At 45.5% G+C, this 22,323-nt stretch carries 18 protein-coding genes; all 18 read left to right on the top strand.

From position 1 onward, the window contains the following. The first annotated feature begins 153 nt into the window (after positions 1-153). The 18 genes from QD47_RS02695 (at position 154) to QD47_RS02610 (ending at position 22,304) form a co-directional block, all read left to right on the top strand. Entirely contained in the window at positions 154-1,389 is a 1,236-nt protein-coding gene (locus tag QD47_RS02695) for a PTS transporter subunit EIIC (RefSeq protein WP_044644667.1), read from the top strand. A 324-nt stretch (positions 1,390-1,713) separates the two neighbouring features. Next, on the top strand, positions 1,714-2,547 hold the full coding sequence (gene licT / locus QD47_RS02690; protein WP_044644666.1) for a BglG family transcription antiterminator LicT: 834 nt from the start codon (positions 1,714-1,716) through the stop codon (positions 2,545-2,547). A gap of 165 nt (positions 2,548-2,712) precedes the next feature. Next, complete coding sequence (locus QD47_RS02685; protein WP_044644665.1) at positions 2,713-4,611, top strand: beta-glucoside-specific PTS transporter subunit IIABC; 1,899 nt, start codon at positions 2,713-2,715, stop codon at positions 4,609-4,611. 234 nt (positions 4,612-4,845) lie between these two features. Beyond that, on the top strand, positions 4,846-6,243 hold the full coding sequence (locus QD47_RS02680) for an L-cystine transporter (protein ID WP_044644664.1): 1,398 nt from the start codon (positions 4,846-4,848) through the stop codon (positions 6,241-6,243). A 238-nt stretch (positions 6,244-6,481) separates the two neighbouring features. Next, positions 6,482-7,180, top strand: a complete 699-nt coding sequence (locus QD47_RS02675; RefSeq protein ID WP_044644663.1) for a queuosine precursor transporter — start codon at positions 6,482-6,484, stop codon at positions 7,178-7,180. A 162-nt stretch (positions 7,181-7,342) separates the two neighbouring features. Continuing rightward, positions 7,343-7,600 carry a hypothetical protein gene (locus QD47_RS02670; protein ID WP_044644662.1) on the top strand — a complete coding sequence of 86 codons (258 nt, stop codon included), beginning with the start codon at positions 7,343-7,345 and terminating at the stop codon, positions 7,598-7,600. Positions 7,601-7,792: 192 nt separating this feature from the next. Continuing rightward, a complete protein-coding gene (locus QD47_RS02665) occupies positions 7,793-8,845 on the top strand; it encodes a hypothetical protein (protein WP_044644661.1) in 1,053 nt (350 codons plus the stop codon). Positions 8,846-8,867: 22 nt separating this feature from the next. After that, on the top strand, positions 8,868-9,302 hold the full coding sequence (locus tag QD47_RS02660; RefSeq protein WP_044644660.1) for a hypothetical protein: 435 nt from the start codon (positions 8,868-8,870) through the stop codon (positions 9,300-9,302). Positions 9,303-9,427: 125 nt separating this feature from the next. Continuing rightward, positions 9,428-9,646: a hypothetical protein gene (locus tag QD47_RS02655; RefSeq protein WP_044644659.1), complete on the top strand. Its 219-nt coding sequence runs from the start codon at positions 9,428-9,430 to the stop codon at positions 9,644-9,646. A gap of 65 nt (positions 9,647-9,711) precedes the next feature. Continuing rightward, positions 9,712-10,503 carry a hypothetical protein gene (locus tag QD47_RS02650; RefSeq protein ID WP_044644777.1) on the top strand — a complete coding sequence of 264 codons (792 nt, stop codon included), beginning with the start codon at positions 9,712-9,714 and terminating at the stop codon, positions 10,501-10,503. Positions 10,504-10,558: 55 nt separating this feature from the next. Next, complete coding sequence (locus tag QD47_RS02645) at positions 10,559-11,176, top strand: S-layer homology domain-containing protein (RefSeq protein ID WP_044644658.1); 618 nt, start codon at positions 10,559-10,561, stop codon at positions 11,174-11,176. A gap of 1 nt (position 11,177) precedes the next feature. Beyond that, a complete protein-coding gene (locus QD47_RS02640) occupies positions 11,178-12,227 on the top strand; it encodes a hypothetical protein (protein ID WP_044644657.1) in 1,050 nt (349 codons plus the stop codon). 9 nt (positions 12,228-12,236) lie between these two features. Beyond that, positions 12,237-15,689, top strand: coding sequence for a peptidoglycan DD-metalloendopeptidase family protein (locus tag QD47_RS02635; protein WP_235332166.1), 3,453 nt, complete (start codon positions 12,237-12,239; stop codon positions 15,687-15,689). Between the two features lie 107 nt (positions 15,690-15,796). Continuing rightward, complete coding sequence (locus QD47_RS02630; protein ID WP_044644656.1) at positions 15,797-16,216, top strand: hypothetical protein; 420 nt, start codon at positions 15,797-15,799, stop codon at positions 16,214-16,216. 3 nt (positions 16,217-16,219) lie between these two features. After that, positions 16,220-16,606 (top strand): hypothetical protein, encoded by a 387-nt coding sequence (locus QD47_RS02625; RefSeq protein WP_044644655.1) that lies wholly within the window; start codon positions 16,220-16,222, stop codon positions 16,604-16,606. A 17-nt stretch (positions 16,607-16,623) separates the two neighbouring features. Continuing rightward, a complete protein-coding gene (locus QD47_RS02620; protein ID WP_044644654.1) occupies positions 16,624-18,942 on the top strand; it encodes a PKD domain-containing protein in 2,319 nt (772 codons plus the stop codon). Positions 18,943-19,006: 64 nt separating this feature from the next. Beyond that, the gene (locus tag QD47_RS02615) at positions 19,007-20,431 is read left to right on the top strand and encodes a hypothetical protein (RefSeq protein ID WP_044644653.1); all 1,425 of its coding nucleotides are present in this window, start codon (positions 19,007-19,009) and stop codon (positions 20,429-20,431) included. 37 nt (positions 20,432-20,468) lie between these two features. Next, positions 20,469-22,304, top strand: a complete 1,836-nt coding sequence (locus tag QD47_RS02610) for a major virion structural protein (protein WP_044644652.1) — start codon at positions 20,469-20,471, stop codon at positions 22,302-22,304. Positions 22,305-22,323: the final 19 nt, after the last annotated feature.

Genomic DNA, 22,323 nt, shown 5'->3' with positions numbered 1-22,323 from the left:
ATGAATATCTCATTCCTTCTTTTAAGACTATTGTAAAAAAGAAGGAATGAAAGTAGTATAAGGAATGTCACTTTCCATGTACTTCCTGTAAGCAGTTATATATTAAGTACGAATGTGGCCTTCAATATACATAAAAAAGGGGAAAAGGCTTTTATGAATCAGGATTTACTTTCCAAAGAAATGAGTTCGCAGGCAGGAGGAGAAAACAAACAGGAGCTTGCTTCCGGCAATGGAAAAGCTGGCACAGCAAGGAATCCGGTAAGTCGACTGTTTGATTTTATTTCGGGCGTATTTACCTCAATCCTGCCGGCACTGATCGGGGCGGGAATCATTCAGGTGATTGCTTCTGTCTTGTTGTATCTGGATCTTCATTCTAATTTTAAAATTTTTATTATTCTATCGTACATTGGCAAAATAGTATTTTATCTTTTACCTATTATGGTAGCGGTAAGTGCGGCCAAAAAGCTTGGCAGCAATATATTCATTGCCATGGTCATCGGGGGATGCTCATTTCTTCCCGACCTTACAGAAATGCTGAAGTCCGCTAAAGAGATCAGCTCGACCAGTTTACCAGTGGCGGAGCCGCAATATATTTCTTCTTTTATACTGATCCTTATTGCCGTTTGGCTTGCAGCGAAGATTGAGCAAGGATTGGGCAAATTAAATCGCTATGCCATTAAGCTGCTGGTTGCCCCAACGTTGACACTCATCATTATCATGCCTTTATTGCTGTTTGTTTTTGGTCCGCTGTGGACTACCCTGGCTCATACATTGTCAGAAGAATTTTCTTCATTGTTCTTCTTCAATTCGGAAGTATTGGCGGGTCTGCTGTATGGAGGCACTATACCTTTGCTTCATTTTTCGGGCATGCAATATATGCTGGTGAACGATATGCTGGAATCCGTTGCTGCGACGGGCTATGATTACATTGCTCCTGTCATGGTGGCGACGGTTATGGCTCAAGCGGGGGCGGCGTTCGGCGTATGTATTAAATCCAAAAATTCCAAAGTCAAGGCGCTGGCCGCAACCACAGGCTTGTTAGCCATGCTAGGAATCATTGAACCGGCCATGTATGGTGTTAATGTACGTTTCAAAAAACCGTTTCTTGCTGCGTTGATCGGCGGGGCCATTGGTGGGGCATTTGTGTGCCTGTTTGAAACGGCGATCACTGCTCTGGTAAGCTTATTCGGACTAATGACTTTACCGCTGTTTAGTGACTCCACGCTTGTGTATGCCGTTTTGGGGATGGTCATTTCGTTTGTGACGGCTGGTGTAATTACGTATCTCATGGGCTTTGTGGAGGAAAAAGAGGAACATTCAAAAGGACCATCCACATCTGGCACCAGCACTGCTTCGGATTTGGCAGTGGAAAAGAGCGCCAACAACTAGGCGGCTTCGAATAAACCATCGAAGGACTTGTCATTTCCCCCAGTGGAGGGATCGTGTTTTCTAACTCCAAAAGCGGACACGCTGCAGCACTATCGTGCAGATTAGAGGCAGTAATTTGGTGCTCCCATCGCCTAGGGGCCTTATGAAAGTGTTTACAAAAAAAACTTGTCAGCTCAGTTCTTATATGATATTATGATGGCAGTTATTCAAAACTGCACATTCGTGGATTGTTACTGATTGTATCAGGCAAAACCATAAGCAGGCACTAAGTGTCAGTTTTGGTATTGCCTTTTTTTACTACTCCAAGCGGCCTAAGGTGATGGAATGAAGATAGCAAAGGTGCTGAATAACAATGTCGTAACGGTCATTGATGAGCAGCAGAAAGAATTAGTCATTATGGGAAGAGGCATTGCTTTTAAAAAAAGCGCAGGCGATGAGATTGATGAAGGGCATATCGAGAAAATCTTTAAGCTTGAAAGCACCGAGGTTTCCCGCAAACTGATGACCCTGATGTCTGATATCCCTATTGAATATGTTGAAATTTCTGATGAGATCATTCAATATGCCAAAACGATACTCGGTGTGGAATTACATGACAGCATCTACATTTCGCTGACGGATCATATCCATTTTGCTATAGAGCGTTATCGTTTGGGGATGGATATAAAAAACGCCCTTTTCTGGGAAATCAAACGAATGTACCGCAAGGAATTTTCGATTGGGACCAAAGCACTGCACATGATTCAGGACAAGCTGGGAGTTACGCTTCCGGATGATGAGGGAGCCTTCATTGCTCTGCATCTGGTGAATGCTCAGCTCAACAGCGAAATGCGCGAAACGATAGCCCTGACTAATATCGTCAAGGATATCATGAACATTGTAAGCCGCTTTTTTGTAATGGAGCTGGATGAAGAGTCGTTAAGCTACTACCGCTTTATTACACATCTCAAATTTTTTGCTCAACGGGTAATGAATGGGACCCCTGTACAAAATGCAGATAATTCCCTTCATGATATGGTTAAGGTGCAGTACAAGAATGCCTACGCCTGTGCTGAAAAAATAAGAGATTATACGACTAAAATCTATGGTCGGAGCTTGTCCCAGGATGAGATGCTATATCTCACCATTCATATCGAGCGTATCATTAAAAATCAATGATTTCATGGATGATCAGGGATTTAGGATTGCTACTTCTAAACCAGAAGGCAAAACCTGAATGCTGAAAGAAGATTGGCTTTTTATAAAGCTGTCTGCTTTCTGTATTCAGGTTTTTTTATTGTCAATTTACACATTTTATATCTTAAAAGAAAAGAGGAAACCCTCATGGATCGAAATCAATTATCCAAAGAGATACTTAAACTGGTTGGTGGTGAAGAAAACGTTGAGCAGGTAGTTCACTGCATGACCCGCTTGCGCTTCAATCTTCATGATAATAAGAAAGCTGAGAAAGAGCAGTTGAAAAAAACGGATGGCGTCATGGGAGTGATGGAGAGTGGCGGCCAGTTTCAGGTTATTATCGGTGATGATGTAGCTAATGTGTACAAATCATTGGTGAGCAACATGTCCAAGGCGCCGCAAAGTGAGACAGGCGCAAGCAATACATCTAAGAAAAAACAAAACCCGATCAGCAGTTTGTTTGACTTTATAGCTGGTATGTTTACACCTATTTTGCCGGCGATCACCGGTGCAGGTATGATCAAAGGGATCATTGCTCTATTGGTGGCAATGAACTGGATGTCCGATAAGAGCCAAACCTATACGATTTTAGCGGCAATAGGAGACGGAGCATTCTATTTCCTGCCGATTATTCTGGCTGTGAGTGCTGCTAGAAAACTGGGAAGTAACATGTTTATCGCGGCTGCGATAGGTGCCTCTATTTTGCATCCGACGATTACGGCATTGCTGGCATCCAATGTGAAGGTTAGCTTTATCGGTCTTCCGGTGACGGCGGCAACCTATGCATCGACTGTTATTCCCATCGTCATCGCCATCTGGCTGGCGTCCTATGTTGAAAAATTCATCGATAAGTATACGCATGCATCATTGAAGCTGATTGTTGTTCCGACACTGACTCTATTAATTATTGTACCTTTGACGTTGATTGCTGTAGGACCACTGGGCACTATTGTTGGTGATGGCCTGTCGGGCGGTATCTCTTGGTTGTTTGAAAATACAGGTCCACTTGCAGGTCTGCTGCTTGGCGGTACCTTCTCCCTGATCATCATGACAGGTATGCACTATGCATTGGTTCCTATTATGATTGGTTCTATCGCCACGCTGGGCTATGACTACATGATTCCGATTATGGCAGCAGCTAACTTGGCTCAGGCTGGCGCTACAATGGGTGTATTCTTGAAATCCAAAAATGCCAAAATCAAAACGTTGGCTTTCTCCACAAGCTTGACAGCTATTATGGGTGTAACCGAGCCTGCAATGTATGGGGTAAACATGCGGTTTAAAAAACCATTTATCGCAGCGTTGATCGGAGGTGCCGTTGGCGGAGGATTCATGGGCTTGTTTGGCACAAAAGCTTATGTTATGGGTGGACTGGCTGGCTTGCCTGGCTTGGCAATGTTTATCGGACCAACTTTCTTGTACGCAATTCTTGGTATCATTATCGCATTTGCGGCTGCTACAGTGGCAACCTATTTGATCGGTTTTGAAGATGTGAAGGAAGAAGAAGCTTCATCAATAGGTGCTGCTGGAGACATCTCTACTGAGGAAGTAGCACCATCTCCTGTGGCCTCACTGCCAAAAGGCGAGAAAATCCCCGTATACAGCCCGATTATGGGTGAGGTGAAGCCGCTCAGTGAAGTCAATGACCCTGCTTTTTCTCAGGAAATCATGGGTAGAGGTTGGGCTATTGAGCCATCTGAAGGTCGCGTTGTTTCTCCAGTTGAAGGTACAGTATTCTCCATTGCCAAAAGTGGACATGCCATAGGTTTGGTGAGTGATTCCGGGCTTGAAATGCTCATACACGTTGGGATGGATACGGTTAAGCTGAAAGGCCTTCATTTTACTTCTCATGTGAAAGCAGGGGATCGAGTAAAGGTAGGCGACCTCTTGCTGGAGTTTGATTTGGCGGAGATTCGCAAGGCTGGTTACGAAACGATTACGCCTGTTATTGTTACGAACGTAGCTCAGTTTAGTGAGCTGGAGCCTGCTGGAAACCAGCATAAAGTGATTAAGGAACAGGAGCTTTTTTATACAGTAATCGTCTAACGACAACAAAAGATTTTACGTATAATCTAAGATCAATCGTTGTATTCAACAAAAGGCAAGTCTTCGAAACAGGAAGACTTGCCTTTTTGCGTTTTCAATGTAATCCCCCAAAGCTATACTGGCTTCAACCCATTTATTAAAACAAAACCTACAAAGATAGTTGGTATTGTGATATAGTAATTAACGGATTGAAGGGTCACTTAATAAAACATCATCTGTCTGGAGGAAAAATATATGGATACCTTCTTTATTATTTTGAATGTGCTTGTGCTGCTTGCACTGCTCGGCGTGTTGGTCTGGATGCAGAAAAAGCACATTTCCTTTACAAAAAGGGTATTTGCCGGGCTGGGCTTCGGGCTGATCTACGGGGCTATTCTTCAATACGCCTATGGGGCGGGCTCAGAGGTCATTACAAAATCGGTCGATTGGTTCAACCTCGCAGGCAATGGTTATGTCCGTTTGCTGCAAATGGTAGTTATTCCGCTCATCATGGTGTCGATCATTTCGGCTATTATGAATTTGAAGGGAAGACAGAATCTTGGCAAAATAAGCGTGTCTATTATTGCAGTACTGCTGATTACAACGGCTATTGCCGCTTCGGTCAGTATTGTGACCAGCTTGTCGTTCGATCTTAAAGCGATTGAGATTCAAAGTGGGGAAAAGGAACAAGCACAGGGTTTGAAGATGGAGGAGCGTCTTGGAACAGTTCAGGATATGACGATTCCACAGCAGGTGCTGGAATTTATCCCATCCAATCCTTTTGAGGATATGACGGGAGCACGTCGTACTTCGACGCTGGCAGTAGTGATTTTCTCGGCTTTTATCGGGGTAGCCGTGCTTGGACTGGATCGTAAAAAGCCAGAGCAGGCGCAAACCTTCCGTAAAGTAATCGACGCCGTGTACGCGGTGGTGATGCGGATTGTGACGCTGGTGCTGAGATTGACGCCTTACGGTATTTTGGCGCTGATTACTAAAGTTGTAGCCACGACGAATCCGGATGAAATTTTGAAGCTGATCAAGTTTGTACTCGCTTCTTATGTGGCTCTGTTGGTCATGTTCGTCATTCATCTTATTTTGCTGGCTCTGTTCGGCTATAACCCGGTAACGTATGTGAAAAAGGTATTGCCTACGCTGGTTTTTGCCTTTACATCCCGTTCCAGTGCGGCAACGATTCCCCTAAATGTTGAAACGCAAACGAAAAAGCTCGGTGTGTCAGACGGCATCGCGAATCTGTCTGCCTCCTTGGGAGCGACCATTGGACAAAACGGCTGTGCAGGTATTTATCCGGCCATGCTGGCGGTCATGATTGCGCCAACTGTGGGCATAAATCCGACGAGCTGGGATTTTATCCTCACGCTCATTCTGGTCGTTACGGTTAGTTCCTTCGGCGTAGCGGGTGTAGGCGGTGGTGCCACCTTCGCTTCTCTGATCGTGCTTTCGACCATGAACTTGCCTGTAGCCTTGGCGGGATTGCTAATTTCGGTTGAGCCACTGATCGATATGGGACGCACAGCGCTGAATGTCAATGATTCTATTACGGCAGGACTCATTTCAGGCAAGGTGCTCAAGGAGAATGATCAGGATGTGTTCAACGATCAGGGTATGGATCTAGATACGACGCTAAGCTCCTAATTGGGACGATAGGGACTCTCTTCGCAGTTTAGGGAGAGGCGTGTGGGGTAGAAGTATCTGCGTGTATGTCAATATTCAGAGTCGGTCATAAGGCCGGCTCTTTGTGTTGTTTTATTGATTTAAGTTATATCTGTTCACGAATCGTAATCTGTGATACATTAAAATAATGTTTTTCCGGCTTACTCCGGATGAACCGCGGTTCGCAACCATCCCGCGCTATCAAAACTAGGAGGATTTCATGTTTAATTTGCTATGGGGGGCAGCCTTTGTCCTCGTCAATTTTATGTTCTTTTTGTTATGTTATCGTTTGTTCGGTAAAAAAGGGTTGTACGCCTGGATTGGTGTGGCTACCGTACTTGCCAACATTCAGGTAACCAAAACCATTGATTTGCTCGGTATTACGACGACATTGGGAAATACAATGTATGTCTCTATGTACATGGCCAGCGATTTGCTGAATGAGAAATATGGGCCTAAAGAGGCGCGTAAAGCTGTGTGGTTCGGGTTTTTCACCTTAATTATGACGACGCTAACGATGCAGATGGCGCTGGTGTTTCAGCCTAATGCAACCGATTTTGCCCAGGCGCCGATGCAGCAATTATTCGGACTATTACCCAGACTTGCGCTTGCCAGCCTGACGGCCTATGCGGTTAGCCAATTGCTGGACGTTCGTCTATACTCGTGGATTCGCAAGTTTTTCCCGGAACGTCACCAGCTCTGGATTCGCGGCAATGGCAGTACGATGATTAGCTCGTTTATTGATACGCTCATTTTTTGCAGCATCGCCTTTTACGGCTATGAATGGGGAATATGGCTGGAGCTACTGTTCACCACCTATATCTTAAAATTTGTACTAACCGCGGCGGGTACACCGATATTGTACATCGCACGCAACTTCCGCTTTGCAGAAGAGGAGGGGCAGACGCTCAAGCCGTAATTTGGCTTGGGGTTGCTCCTCTTTTTTTTGTATAACCCATGAATCGTTCAATGAAGCTTACAGTTGCTTATATTGCAGTATAGAGATCGTCAGATGAATTGTAATATTGGACACCATGTAAAGAAAAAAATCAAACCTTGTACTATGAAGGAGGCTACAGGAATGATGCAGTTAACCCCATGTATCCGGTGTAAATTTCGTTATGTGACACAAAAGGCTAGAGAAAATTTTATGGCAGGGAAAATGGCAGGAGAACCCTTGCTATGCCTGCATTGTATCTGCGAGCTTACAGGTAAAGTAATGGATCAGTTCGGTAAACTTGTTTATCCTCATGAGGTTGAACAGTCTAATCGGCAGCAGCATATTCCGAGGTCGTCTATTGAGGGGTGTAGACCCTGTATGAAGAAACGAGGACGATGAAGAGATCAAGTACATCGATACAGTTAAAACATCCAATACCTCACTTATATTGAAATCGTCAGGAAGGTGGTTTGCTCAAAGGTCAAGTTGTCACGGGTTCAGATCATGACGCGGGCCTAGAGATCACATATAAATACTCCATTCCAATCGGGATACCATTAGAATGGAATAATAAACTGGAGGTTTTTGAAGATGGGAATGACGAAAAACAAAAAAATGTTGATTAAAGGTGCGGGCAAGTTTATGGCTAAAATTCCGAATAGTGATGAACTCATCACGATTGGAACACTGAACAACATGCTTTTGGACATCCAACTGGATATGCAGGATATCGAGGGTGGAGATTCCAGTGTGCCCTTGGATGCATTGCTTCGTAAAAAAACGATTGATATTACAGCTCAAGATGCCAAATTTGACTTAAATCTGGTCCGTCTCGTCCTCGGTTCCAAGCTTCGTGAAGGTGTTAGCGGAGCGTCTTACCGACTGACAACGGAAACCGTGACGGTTCCGGGGGAATCACCATACCGGGTGCTGCTCACAGAAGACGCAGCGACAAGCCCTGCTATGAAGGCCTACGAGGATGTAATTACAGGCACAGATGTAACCACAGAAGTTACCGTGACAGGTAATAAGGCGGTGTTCGATGCAGCGTTGGCCGGGAAAAAAGTAGTGATTGTCTATCCTGTCGCTTTGAGTGGAATTCAGCAGGATGATGATGGATTTGTGTGGGAGCTGGAAGAGAAGCACGTTATTCAGGAAGTAAACGGGAAGTGTGAGGCAGAGCTTGTCTTTGGTACCTCGCTGCATACCACGCCTGAAATTTCAGTGCGTACGCTAAATGGAAACAAGCTTCTCAAACGTTCGCGCACCGGAACCCCTACCGAGGAGCAATATCTTGTTGAAGGGGGAAAGCTGGTTTTCAATGCGGCGTTGAAGGATGTAGCCATTTATGTAAACTACAAACGCAATGAAGTGGTGGATGTTCTGGATATTTCGAGCAGGGATTTACCGTTGACGGTTCACCTGGTTCATGATGGCCGTTTTGAGCAAAAGGACGGTTCTGTGCAAGGATACCAAACGGAATTGTATCAATGTCGTGTGAAATCCAATTTCACGATTGATGCTCAACGCCAGCAGGCGTCTACGCATAGTGTAACCTTGACGGTCATTGACCCGGAACGCTTTGATAACAAGCTCGGCACGATCAAGCGTTATGAGATTGCAACAACATCTGCTAACAACTGATACGTAAGGATGTGTTTTCGAAATGAATGAAAGAGAGTTCACCGTTCCATCTAAAAATGAGCCTTCCAAGTCAGATGCGGTGGTAGAAAGTACAAAGAAGGTTTTGACAGAAGAGGAAGCACAGATCAAAGAAAAAGCTTTCTTTGAAGAAGATGAAAAGGTGCGTCTCCGTGACGGTAAAACGTATTATTTACCCCCGCTTGGGTTAAAGGATGCTCGTAAGCTGATTAAAAAGCTGAATGCTATTGATTCCGGCTTTATTATTGCAAATCTGATTCCAGATGACCCGGAAGGTGCGGATCGTTATCATGAGCTGATAGATGTGCTGATGATGGGCTTCAAGCCTTATTATAGCTGGATGACTCCTGAGCATCTGGAGGAGTATGTTGACCTCGAAACGGCCAAGCAAATTATTGATGCCATGATCGGACTGAATGGAATAAAAAAGTCCATGTAGCCACTGAGGATGAGGAGCTGGAGTATGACCGGCAAGCTCCCGTTGACTGGGCGAATCTTTTTTTTAAGCTGGCCCATTATTGTCACCTGGATAAGCATCAGGTTTGGGACCTTACGCTCCCTCAGTTGGGTTACTATCTGGAGCAGTGTCATGACCATATCGAATTTACAATTAAAGTATCCTCCATGTCTGCCGGTGGGCTATGGAGCGGGACTGATCAAATGGATCGTTCGGATACCCGCCATACAGGCCGTGAAGAAGTTAGGGAAGACGGCTCATATATGGGCAGCTATAAGATAGCGGACGAAGAAGATATGGCATTTCTGGCTAATATGCTTGGATGAAAGGCACTCCTGCTCTGCTCCGTATGGAGGGGCGGGAGTTTCATTTTATAAAAGGCGGTGAATGTATGGGCAATATAGAGGCTGATGTGCTTGTGGAGCTACAGGCATTTATTCAGACACTAAGGCATTCTTCTAATGAAGAGAAGCAGGGGCTAGTTTTACGCTTCGGGTGTTTGGAGGAACACAAGCACACATTAAGCACCTTATTAGATTGTAGGACAAGGCCCGAAGTAAACCAGCAAAAACCAGATCAGCCACCCGCAGATGAGAGTCAAAGTCTGCAACATGATATGAATGGTAAAACGAAGCCCCTGACCTTCCCCATGAATGAATACGTGGGCAAGGTGCAGAGGGATCAAAGCAGGAAGACGCTAAACGCTGAAATAGCAGATATACGAACAGGCTCTATGGAGTATATCCGTATGCGCAAGCACCAAACTCAGGACTTGCAAAGTGTACTCCGTCATCAGCGTACATTTCATATGAAGTCGGAAGCTTCATGGGAATTCCAAGAGCAGCACAGCGAATGGAGAGGGCAGTCCCTGCAAGCCCAATTGGGGATTTGGAGTGGGGTGGAGCCATTAGCTGGAACGTTTCATATGCCAGGGGGCGTTACAGAGCTGACCAGCAATGAATATCTGACACGTGCAAACATGCACCCATCGTATATGATCAACTCCGGTGACGTTATTGTCCATATGACATTGCCTAATGTCACGAATAACGTAAGTCCGACTCAACTGGAGACGATGGGTAACAGGCTGGGAAGAGGTCTTAAAAACGGTAGAGTGGGAAGTTTGCGGGATCAGCTTCTTATGAATCCGACCACTGCTTATCGTAGCAGTACGTCATATTAATCCATACTCTGTCGAACCGGAGTAAACATCATTTTTAATGGCAGGAGGTATACATTTGACTCAGCAAAGCCCCAATAAATCAGAAGATGTGATCTACAAAAAGCGATTATTTTATGATAATGGAATTCGCTTTGTCGAGGTTAAGGCCAAGCTAATCAGCGAATATAAGCCACCAGCTCCGACTCTAAAATCCCATGTTAATGAAACGTTTTCCTACTCAGCAGGCTTGGTCAATCGTGGAACTTCACATTATACAGCTACCCTAACACTTTTATTTTACAGTAAAAAGGAATACGCAGACTGGCTATCTTTTATAGGCTCAGAGCACAAATATTATGATGAAAAAGGTACGATCTATCTGGGGGTAGTGACAGGTAAACCGGATATTCAAACGGCGGAGATGGAGACTAAATATATCATCCAAGTACAAATGTCACTTATTCGCAAGCAAGGTGATGAATACCGCTGCAAAAGCCAATTCATGGACCTCGATGGCCATTGGGCATCCAGCTATATCGAGGAAATGGAGCAGCGTGGTATGGTTACCATCCCTGCGGATGAAGGCGAAGTCAGTCCTTATTTCAGACCGGACGAGGGCTGTACCCGGGCAGAGGGAATCACCTTTTTGATGAGGTCCTACAGGTATGTGGACCGGATTCTAAGGGGGTATTGAGATGAAACGTTGGATTGATGTAGATCCACTGGATTGGTTTTATAGAGATATGTTAGATATGGCACGTTTAGGTCTGGATGCCCGCAACGAGCACAGCTTTATCGAGGGGATGCCCTACGACACTTTTGAACAAGGACATGAACGCATTGTCAAGCGCTTTGTAACGTTCGATGGTCAGCAGGAATTTGCCATTCCCGGCTATCAGATGCATATTGAAAATCCAGTTTTTGTTTTCGTCGCTGGAGTTCAGGTACAGCCTGAAAGAATGGAAAACGAAAAAATAACGATGCCCCATCCTTTATCCGGCGGACTTGAGGTGGTATGTATCGCTTATGGCAGACCCGCTTATCAGGGAGATGGCTGTGTTCAAAAACCTTATATGGATACGGACGAAAGTCTGATTACCCTGCCTTCTGCGACCTTGTCCATGGCAGCTGATTATCAGAGCCAAACGAAATATCAGCCGGAGACGGTCACGGTTCTGGGAACCAAGCTCAAGCGGTTGCCTGTAAAAATCCAATCGGAGGAAGATCCAAGGGAAGTGATTAAGAAAGCATTTGAATTCAGGCAGGATGCATTTGTGATTCATCAAGGAATTGTGTATCTCCCCTTCAACTATAACGGATTTCCCGCGACTGTCGGATATAACTATCGTGAAGCCGGAAGTGTGCAATTTAAACAGGAGACGGTCGTTGTAAGCACTGCACACGCTCGTTATCATGACCGTTTCTTTCCGAATGTTCGTATGAAAAGAGCACAGTTTCTTATTCTTCTTCAACAGATGCGGGTGGATATCTATAACAGATATACCGACCGTGGATTGGAGAGCAATATGTATCCGCCGAGAACCTTGCAGGACCGAAGCTCTTTCTCAGGCCAATGGTATGAGCAGGATGTTATGGACTTGATGAGTGAGCAGTTTCTAGACGAAAGCTACGTATTTCCACTCTATGAAAACAATATGCTGGAGCCAGAAAAATGTATTACACGTGCGGAAGCTGTCGTATTTTTAAACCGATTCATAGAATGGGCCCTAGAAAAATTCAGATAGGTGATGAAAATGACTTTTGAATCCATGAATAAGCACGGACAGGCTCGGGGTCATCAGCCACGCGTAATTGTAGAGCTGGACAAAATGTCCTATGTCCGCAGCTTGCGGCCAAACCAAGACGTTGTTCAATATGTAAAAGATACGGTCGTTAAAGACTTTTTGTCCATTGATGGTGTGACACAACTAACAAGTGAAAAGAAAGAAACAAAGGCTAGCAAGATAGCCCGCCTCTCCAATTTGCCCATGTCCATGCCTATTCTTTCAAGTTCAAAAATGTGTGAACATGTTACCGATTCGAATCATATTCAGGGCATGCTGGTTACCAGCCGTCACCGTTCAGTGAATTCCAAGCGCCCTCTTCACAAGGGAGTGGACCTGGATTGTGACAAGGAGGATACCATTCATGCCGTATGGGATGGGAGAATTACTGCGGCTGGTGCTGTAAAGGGCTACGGTCACGCTGTATATATTCATCACGGCAACGGCTGGACGACCCGGTATGCTCATTTGAAACCCAATGCGATGATGGTCAAGGTTGGAGATCATGTGAAGGCTGGAGATCCGATTGCTATAGGATGGAACTCGGGTCACAAGAGTAGTAGTGGAGGTGGGGATGGAGCACATCTTCATTTTGAGGTTCGCAAGGATGGCGAGGATTTGAACCCCGAAGCTTTCCTGCGCGGGGAAAAATCCATACAATTGCCCATTCGATTGCTGGATACGACTGTTCAGAATAAAAGCATAGTCACTCCATCGTTGGAAGATAGCGCCGTCGATTCCTACACGGAATATAGTATGGAAGCGTGGGCTTATTATGTAAATGCTGCAAACTCTGAAGGCATTACAAGAGGCGGAACAGATGTACGGCAGTGGAAGGATTACAAAATTATCGCTGTCGATCCCTCTGTCATTCCGTTGGGAAGTAAGGTTGAGCTGTTGGTAGACGGGAACAATTGGGGCGAATATGTGGCTGATGATACGGCTGGCTCCACGAAGGGCAAACGTATTGAAATTTTAATGGAAAATGCGGAGCAATGCCTCCAGTTTGGACGAAAACCTGTCATTGTGAAAATCAAGCAGTGGGGGGACGGAAGAACTCGCAGCGCAAACTCAGAAGTCGATCAATCCATTCCATCCTACCAGATCGACCGGACCACGGAGAAGGTATCGTATAGCAAGGATTTTACGGCCCAAAAAACAAGTCTGGACCCTTTGAAATACGTGGATATCGTGGGTGCCACACAATTTTTCACGAATGAAACGCCTAATCAGGTCCGTAATGTTTTAGGCTTTCAACGAACAGACGGGGCAGGTCAGGTGAAGAAATTCGCGTTTGTTCACGACTGGTTCAAGGCAGGTTGTTTAAGCTGGGCCTATGTGTCGGATATGGATATCCAGGACAGAGTAGAGGTGAAGGTGGACGACCAGGTAGTTGCGACCATTGAAGGGGTAAATGCCAAAAACGGACTGGCTTATCCTCCCTCTATTCCGGTGCCTGGTGGGCACCACAAAATCGAATTTTCCATGTCCAATCCTTCTAAGGCGTCAAGAGGCAATTTCGGGATCACTTTCCTGAAAGCCAGAGAATTTGATGTGAAATCCGTCTCAGCCAAAACAGTCTGGACGTTCGAAGACCCGATGAGCACAATAAATGATTGGACTCCCGATCAGCAGGTAGTGGTGACGGATCTGGGGGATCAGCAGAAGATATCCACAGCACGGGAAGAGGCTGGTATTGAACGGACAGGGAAGATAAACAAATTTCCATTTACGATGCAGTTCCGAATTAAGGCCGATCAGGGAACACAAGGGAAAATAATAATGTCCAATGGCTCCAAAGCCTTTGTGGTCAAGGTTACAGATCAAGGGGTTTCTACGAATGTCAGCTCCTATAGCCATAACCATATGAGCGAGTACACCGATTATGTAGTAACCTGCCATAACGAAACGGATATGGATGTATATATAAAAAGCATACTGCCGGGGGGAAACGAACAATGGGAAAATACCCGGGTACGCGGCGTATCCGAGGATGATACGACGAACAGACTTCGATTTTCCGTATTCAGCGGTGGTCTGTATATTGCAGAGGTAAAATATGCCTTTCATGATTACTCTATTGAGCAGTTTGCCACCCATATCGCAGATACGTATAAGGAGAAATGGTATGACGTCGGAGGGTTTCAGTATGAGGATACCGCTTCACTGGAACGGGATGTGATGAACTGGGAGGTTCATTCTCACATGGATATGTCCTCGACGTCAGCCACTGTAACTTTAAATAATGCCAAAGGGATCTACTCCCTATCCCTGGAACGTTACGCTGCATTTCCTGATGGGAGGAAGCAGCCACCTAACGAATTTACCTATTGGGAGGAGGGTGAGCGACGACATCTGATTAGTGAAGGGACTCCCATCCGTATTTATGCAGGCTACGGCGATGAGCTGGTACGTGTATTTACAGGCATGATCAAGGGTGAAATTGAGGAGGATGCCGAAAGAAGAACGCTTACGTTTCACTGTGTAGACCGTTATGACATGCTGGAAGAATTTATATTTTATAAGGATATGATCTACCCTCCAGAGGAAGCGTATGCTGGGGACGGCGGCGCCTTTGCCTGGATGAAATCCAGTATTGTAAAGGATATTGTGGTCGCAGGTGGGCTTGATTCATGGCGTGTGCACGGTGAAGATTGCCAGTATCCCGATTTGGATATAGACGAAACGGTATATGTTGATGTGAAGAAGGGCAGGCACTCCTACATGAGATTTGATCCCAAGTCAGGAGAGCTTCAGACGATTCCCCAAGATCAAGATCGTATGAAAACAGCAGAAGGCTGGGAAAATCCTTTCGTAGCAACGGCTTCCTTCAAGGCGGGAACAAGGGCATCAGATGCTATACAATCGCTCATACAGGATTTGCCCTATGATGTCAGATGCGATCGTTACGGAACGTTTAGATTGAAACGAATGAATTTTCTGGATACTCCGGATTGGGATCAGATAGCGCGTTCCAAGTGGGAATTTACAGATGATCATTTGCTTGAAATGACGTCTTCTACCGACTACTCGCGTGTTCGCAACCATCTGATGATTTCTGGTTCTGAGGGGTTAACGGAGCATTTTCTGGATAAAAGCCTGATTGTCGCCACCAAAGGGAATATGAGAACCGCCGGATTACAGCTACCGTGGATTGAAGAGCAGGATGGTGCATCCATGCGTGATCTCAAGCAGCAGATAGCGAATAAAGTATTTTTTGATATGAAAAGACAAGCCCGTACCAAAAACATTGTTATTCGCGGTAACCCCCTCATAGAGCTTTTGGATGGGTGTTATGTGTATGACAACCATACCTGTAATGCAGGATATTATCTGATTAAGGGCAACAGGCTGGTCGGTAATGAATGCGGCATGATTAACTATCTGGAGCTAACCTGGTCCGCTCTTCCTGCAACATCCTGATTTTGACGGTATGATCCATAACATAATAAAAGGAAATGGCATTACGCAACCTGCGTTAATTGTCATTTCCTTTTTCTTATATTGAAGGAGAAGGTGAGGTGTGAACTTTGGAGAACCAGAATTTTACGAACTCCAACGAGGTATTCCCGATTATTGATCTGATTCGACGTGAAGTTCGTAAGGAAAGAGTACATGCGGGTCAGACGGACGACTTGTTGGAAAAAAAGGCTCCGGAGGAGCCCAATGTCATGACCATTGACGTGGCCCGTGAAATGCTTCAATATCCTGCATTGGTAACGTCAGTGCTATACACCTATGATAACGGCTTGCTGGAACGGCTAACGCTGTATCGGGACGATCTGTTGCAGGTGACCGGATTTTTCATTGAATTTGAAGCCTCCACAACCCTGAATGCAGAAATGGAAGAAGAGGCTGATATTCCATCGTTAAACGCTATACGTGGAAGCATTATTCGTGAAAATGGTTTGTTCAAAAATCTGACTCTTGATTATGTAAGGGCGGTGTAGTCGTTGTCCAGTGGTGCTAATTTTGCAAGCTATATGGTAGGAGGACGTTTGGACCCGCCTTTTATGCCAACGAAGACCCAACCGTACATTGTGGGCAATCGGATTGAATCCCGAGGAATTGGCAAGGTAGAAAGCACAATGCAAGTCAGCCATGATTGCGAGCTGCTTGCGGTAGCTGTGGGAACATCCTTTTATGAGTCCAGTGATTATTGGAATCTGTATGTAGGGGATAAGCTGGTATGCCAACGTATCTTCACGAAGGATCTACCTGAAGGGATGTATTTTACAGCCGTTATTCCTTGTCCGACAGGGACGGAATTTCGTTTTGAGTTTTTTAATGAAGGCGGCAGGAACAAGGATATATGGGTGAACTATCAAATGCTCCAATAGAAAGGAGGTGAAACATAATGCCAGAGGATAGTCCTTGGTTGGAAATGCTCGTTAACGAAGATCAGCTATTGAGCCAAATCGTTACCCTGTGCTCTCAAAACGGATGGGATATTGTGGATGAATTTCATAAGGTCGTGTATTCGAGCCGACTGGTCAAACCCACGATTCAGCGATTCTCTCTTCCACTCGTCAACTCCTATGTAGATATTCCCAAGCTTGCGCATAAGGGTGACTACTATGTGTATTTGGATGGCGAGCTTATGCCGTCTTCCTATTATTTGGCAGAAGAGAAGAAGGATGGCGGACAACGTATTAGCTTCGCGTCAGGGGTTTCAGGAGAGGCGGCTGTTTATTACAGTGATCTGAATGGCTCGGAGGAATTTGAATTTGTCGTAGCCAAGCACTACATTTTGCGAAATGTATCAGGGCATCTTTTTGGCATGGCTATGCTGGGCAATGTGAAGGAAAAGCTGCACAATACAGGCTCAAAAATCCCGTTTGCTGTTTACAGAAACCATGCCGGTTGGGGAACGCAGTTGGAGCCACAATCTGACGGGATATTCTCTTGGGCTGTTCAGAAGATCGAAGAGGACAATCTGTTTGAGCGTCATACGATGTATTTTTATCAATTGGAAAAGTTCGTGAATACGAGCAGAATGATTGTAGGCTGGGATAAATCTGCTGATTTTAAAAGGCTCGCTTTGGATGTAGAGATTCAATCTTCGATGTGGGGGCTGCACGATGAGACCCAAGCGCTTCAATTGATGATTACGCATCAATTCCCTCAATTCTACCAATCTCCTTACGTTGCTTCGCGGACGCGGATTCCGCAAATGGATCGCTATGAACAGGTAGCCTCCATGAATGTGAAATTCACGAACTGGTGGCAGGACAGCAAGGTGCAGCTTAGAGGCTACGTGGATGCAAAGACTGTCATGTTGGTTTTGCTGGCAGATACAGCACCTGCCTGGGAACGTAATGCAGTACCTTCGATCCCGATCTATATGGGCGATTTTGATGTCAAGGGCAATACCCATTCGATAATGAACGAGAGTTGCGTTTTTGAACTGAATGGCGGTGAGGAATCTCGCAAAGCAACCTTTTCCTCGGATAGTCCTATGGTTAATACCGGATCGACGATGAAAGTGTGGTTATCGGGAGATGTGGCTGCGGAATCAAACTATATTTCTCTACGTGTTGCAGGTCAGGAGCTTGTAAAGCTACGAACCACGGAAGCCCGTGAACCCGTTCATTCCAGAGATCAGGCAGAGTATCTTGGAGAGTTCTCTGTTTACGGGGTTGATGGTAAAAATTCATTTGACTTGGAAGTGTTCTCTTCTTCCGGAGTTGATGGCTTTAGTCCTGTTTCCGCAAGAGCCTGGGTGGAGCTTCAAATCTATACAGAAAACGCGGGGGCTACAGCCGCTCTATTCGCAGGGACTGCATTTGCAAAAGACGGCTTAAGTTTAGAGAGTGCGCTCAGTCAATCGGCCCGGTTTGACTATGATGATGCAGATCCAAAACGTCATCAGGATACGCTTATGCCGATGTTAAAAGAATATCCTGTTCATCCGAGTAACGGTATTGATTCTGTCATGGTCAAGAGAACAAAGTATGGCGCACGTTATCAATCGTACTATTTTGCCTGGACTGTTCCGTCAAACAGGATGCCTCCCTTGCGGGAGGACACGACTGGAGCCAAGCACGTCCGAGCCTGGAACAACAGCGATATGAGTAGTGCCTATCAGTATCAGTTTAATCCATCCCGCTACACGGAGCAGGTACATTCTTCGAGAGCTATATTAATACATCCGGAAGATGGTACGCACGGAACACTACGAAATGTTATTTTACTGTCGCCCCTAACTATAATGAACGGGGATGAGTTGGAGGCCGTTGATGAACACTGCACCGATGGAGAGGTTCCTAAGCATCAGACGTATTCTTATTATCTGACAGAGGGCATATCACCATTGACCAAGCGGGCAGCGACACCTTATCGACCAGCGGGTATCGGTATTCTGAAGGCTGGAAATCTTCGAAGGCCAGCAAAACGGTTACCTATTTCGCCGCCTCCGTTCGTTGTATCCCTGACTCCGTCCCATATTTCGGTCCATGCTGGGGAGGGAGTGGAATTGATGTCTTCCTATAACAAGCATTCTCCGGTATTGATCTCCAACTGGTTTGCTTCAGGGGGTGCGAATCCAGAAGGCCATACGGTGAATAACGCCCGCTTTACTTTTCATAAAGAGGGGAAGTATACCGTAACCTTTACCTTAACGAATGAGCTGGGACAGACAGGAACGGCGACAGCGGACATTACCGTAGTGAAGTGAGGATTTTGCAAAATCCTGAAGTAGCAAAGAACACAATCGTAATTCAAAGAAAGGGGAGAAACAAATGTCATTCATTGATACGACAGCAGCAGCATTTACTCCAAAAGTAACGGAAGCGGACCTACAACCCCGTTTGGGAGAGTTGCTGGCTACCGCAGGCTGGAAAGTCGCAGCCAATTATAAAAGGGTCATTTTCGACGCCAATATTACCCATCCCTCAGATGCAGTGAGGAATTATCAAAATTTCCGGATTACAGTTGCCGAGCATTTTATATATTCCAATAAGGATAATCAAAGCTTTGGTATCGCCATCGCCGGAACATGGTACCCTCGATTGGTTGATTATGTGAAGCGTCCGGATAAAGATTCCTACAAGCAGTTTGGGGAATGGGCAACGAATGAATTCCGCAAATACCGGCTGTCCCATACTTTATATGTGTACATGCTGGAGGATTTGAAAGGATTGAAACCAGACGGTGCAGATGTTGTACTGGCCTGGAATGATAATTCTGAAGCCGGACAGCTTCGAGCAGCGCTAGATATCGAAGTAGAGGAATCTGCCTGGAAAACAACGGTTAGCGGTCCTATGTTTACGGTGACTAAAGCAGAAGGAGCACGTATGCAGTCACCGATCATGCAAGCAGGTCTGCGCTACAAGCTGATGGAGTCTTATTATAACAACTCTTTTAACTATCCTGTCCAAAACACAAACTGGTGGAGTGATTCTGAAATTTCCGTGAAAGGGACTCTTTCAGACACCAATTTCTTTTTCACCATTCAGTGTGATAATGTACCGGCTCCAGAAAACAATCTGGTTCCGATCATTCCGCTCTACTTTGGCAAGCTGGACCCGGTTGAGGAAGGCGATAACGTTTATGCCTTATTCGCAGGAACGGTTCCGATCAGGGATACGGTGAATGGAGTCGCTACGTATGACTTTGACGATACCACCACCAGACAACCCCATATTATGCCTTTATTAAAATCATATCCTAACTTTCCAGCTAATGGTATGGATAATATCATGGTTAATCGCGCCAAGCTGGGTGCGAGATATCAAGCCCATTATCTTTCCTGGAATTCGCCGCCCAATCTTATGCCGCCAGCCAGAACTTCTGCGGATGGCAAGAAAGATTACCCGCGCGCCTGGAATAATGCTGAAAATCCTTTGTATAAATACACTTTCAATCCTTCTCGTTACAGTGGGAAGGTGCATACTTCCAAAGTATACGTTATTCACCCCGAGGAGGGTGTGCGCGGTACGTTAAAAGATACGATCTCCTTGGCTGCCTTTTCGTTTAATGCCAACAAATTAAGAGTCAAGCGGGCCAACTGTCCAGATGAATTTGATGTATACCGTTACTTCTTGATAGAGGGAATTTCCCCATTGACCAAAAAACCAGGTACTCAATTCAGATCCGCGGGCATTGGCTTGTATGTGAACACCGTAGATGATGAAGGAAATGAAATAAAACCAACTACCCTGTAGTGTAGCTTGGCTAATCTAATAGTAGAGGTGATTGATTGTGTCGTGGTTTGATGGAGATGCTACTTTTCAACTGTTTCCGCAGGAATTAGAGAAACAATTCAATGCTCATGGCTGGAACACGTTTATTAAATACCGGGCAGTAACCGGGAACCCTAGAAATACGGCGACCAAATTCGCTGACGTCCGATTGTTCAGGTCCACGGGCAGTGACGGTCAGATACGTAACTTCGGTATGGCTTTTGGTTACGGTGGAACGGTCAAACAGCCGGGAGAGATGGACTTCATCTCACAAAATTCCGTGCTTGGAGAGGCACAGCGGGTACAAGGCAGTGACACGCAATTGCAGGTCGTCGTACGTCCTGTAGAGGCGGACTCGGAGATGCTATATAAGAATGGCGTATTCGTTCAGAAGACAGAATATACCTTTGAGCCTTACAGTGGCGTGATTAAGCTGAATAAAGCTGCACTAGCAAGCGACCAATTTACCGTATCCTATGCACCTGCTGCTAATGCTCCAAGTCTGCCCAAACGTTTATTTTTCTTTACCTTCGATGATGTACGCTCGGAAAAAATTGTGGAAGCTGTAAATAATGGAGTAAGGGTAGGCGACCCTGAATCCCTTCTTCCTGACGGAGATGGAACTCGTCGAGAATTTAAAATACCTGCTGACACGACGATCAAGGCAGGAAGCGTCCGGTTATATATTAATCAGGTAGAGGTTTCTCCTACCGATTTTACGGTTGACTACGATACCAATACGATTAAAATCCCAACCACGGTTAAGGCGCCGGACGCTGGCAGTGAGCTTCACGCTTCTTATATCAGGGTATTGGCGGGTACAGGAACAGAAATGATTAATTTCGGGGATGTAACTACCCGGAATTTTGACCCGGATTCTGGAGCAAGCTTAATGGACGCTGTATACTCCTGCATATACTATATCTATCCTTCGTTGCCAACAGCTTTGTCCTTTACTTCACTGGATAACTATACTCGGGGCTGGCAGCGCGATTCCAGCATCTATTATTGGGGTAACTTCAACAAAGACCGTATTGTCATGTTTCTGCGTCCTGACCCTACCTCGGGTCCAGAGAACACATACTTTGCACCACTTTACATTGGCAAAATGACCACGCTTGGCAAATCGCCAAGAAAAAATCACGTTCTGATCTCCGGATGCCGGGAAAAGGACGAAGTGAAATGGAAAAAGGATATGAAGCTGGGTGCCACATACGTAGACTATGGACTGAATACCTCGAATGGTAACAGCTCCGTACAGCTTCAACAGTCTATTGGCGGAACGTATTATCAGCAGCATTATCTCGCCTTCATTACACATGATAAACAGGTGGATGCGGGTGAGTCCCGATTCAATCCTTCGGTATACAGCGGAAAATACCATATTTCTCCTATGTATGTGGTTCATCCCAATGACGGTTTTGTCGGTAAGCTGGATGAGTGCTACGCTGTTCATCCGAAAAATATCTCTCAGCTCGACGAGCTGGAGGTCGTAGAAACGACAGATCATGAAATTCTGGGCACAGGTGACGGGAAAAATAAGGTATTCCATTTATCTCATCAGCCTTCATTAAAAGATGATGGTACACCATTCAATCTGGTGATCAAAGTTAATTGTGTCGAGGCCAAATTCGGCACGGATTACACATTGGATCTGGAAACCAAGCAAATCACGTTCCTGGACGGTAAAGGACCGAAAGCGGATGAAGAGGTTCTGGCCACCTATGAGTATAAACAGATTTACCGTTATACCTTGGCGGATACACCTGTGAGCCCGTTTACGCTGGCTACTATTAGTCCATTCGCTCCGATCGGCTTGGGTATTCTGAAGGAAACGCTTGTTAAGAACAGTTAACCTACAGGGTTAAAGGAGG

Source organism: Paenibacillus terrae (genome assembly GCF_000943545.1).
GTDB classification, from domain to species: Bacteria; Bacillota; Bacilli; order Paenibacillales; family Paenibacillaceae; genus Paenibacillus; species Paenibacillus terrae_A.
The sequence above is the reverse complement of the archived record's forward strand: the minus strand, read 5'-3'. Positions and strand labels throughout refer to the sequence as shown.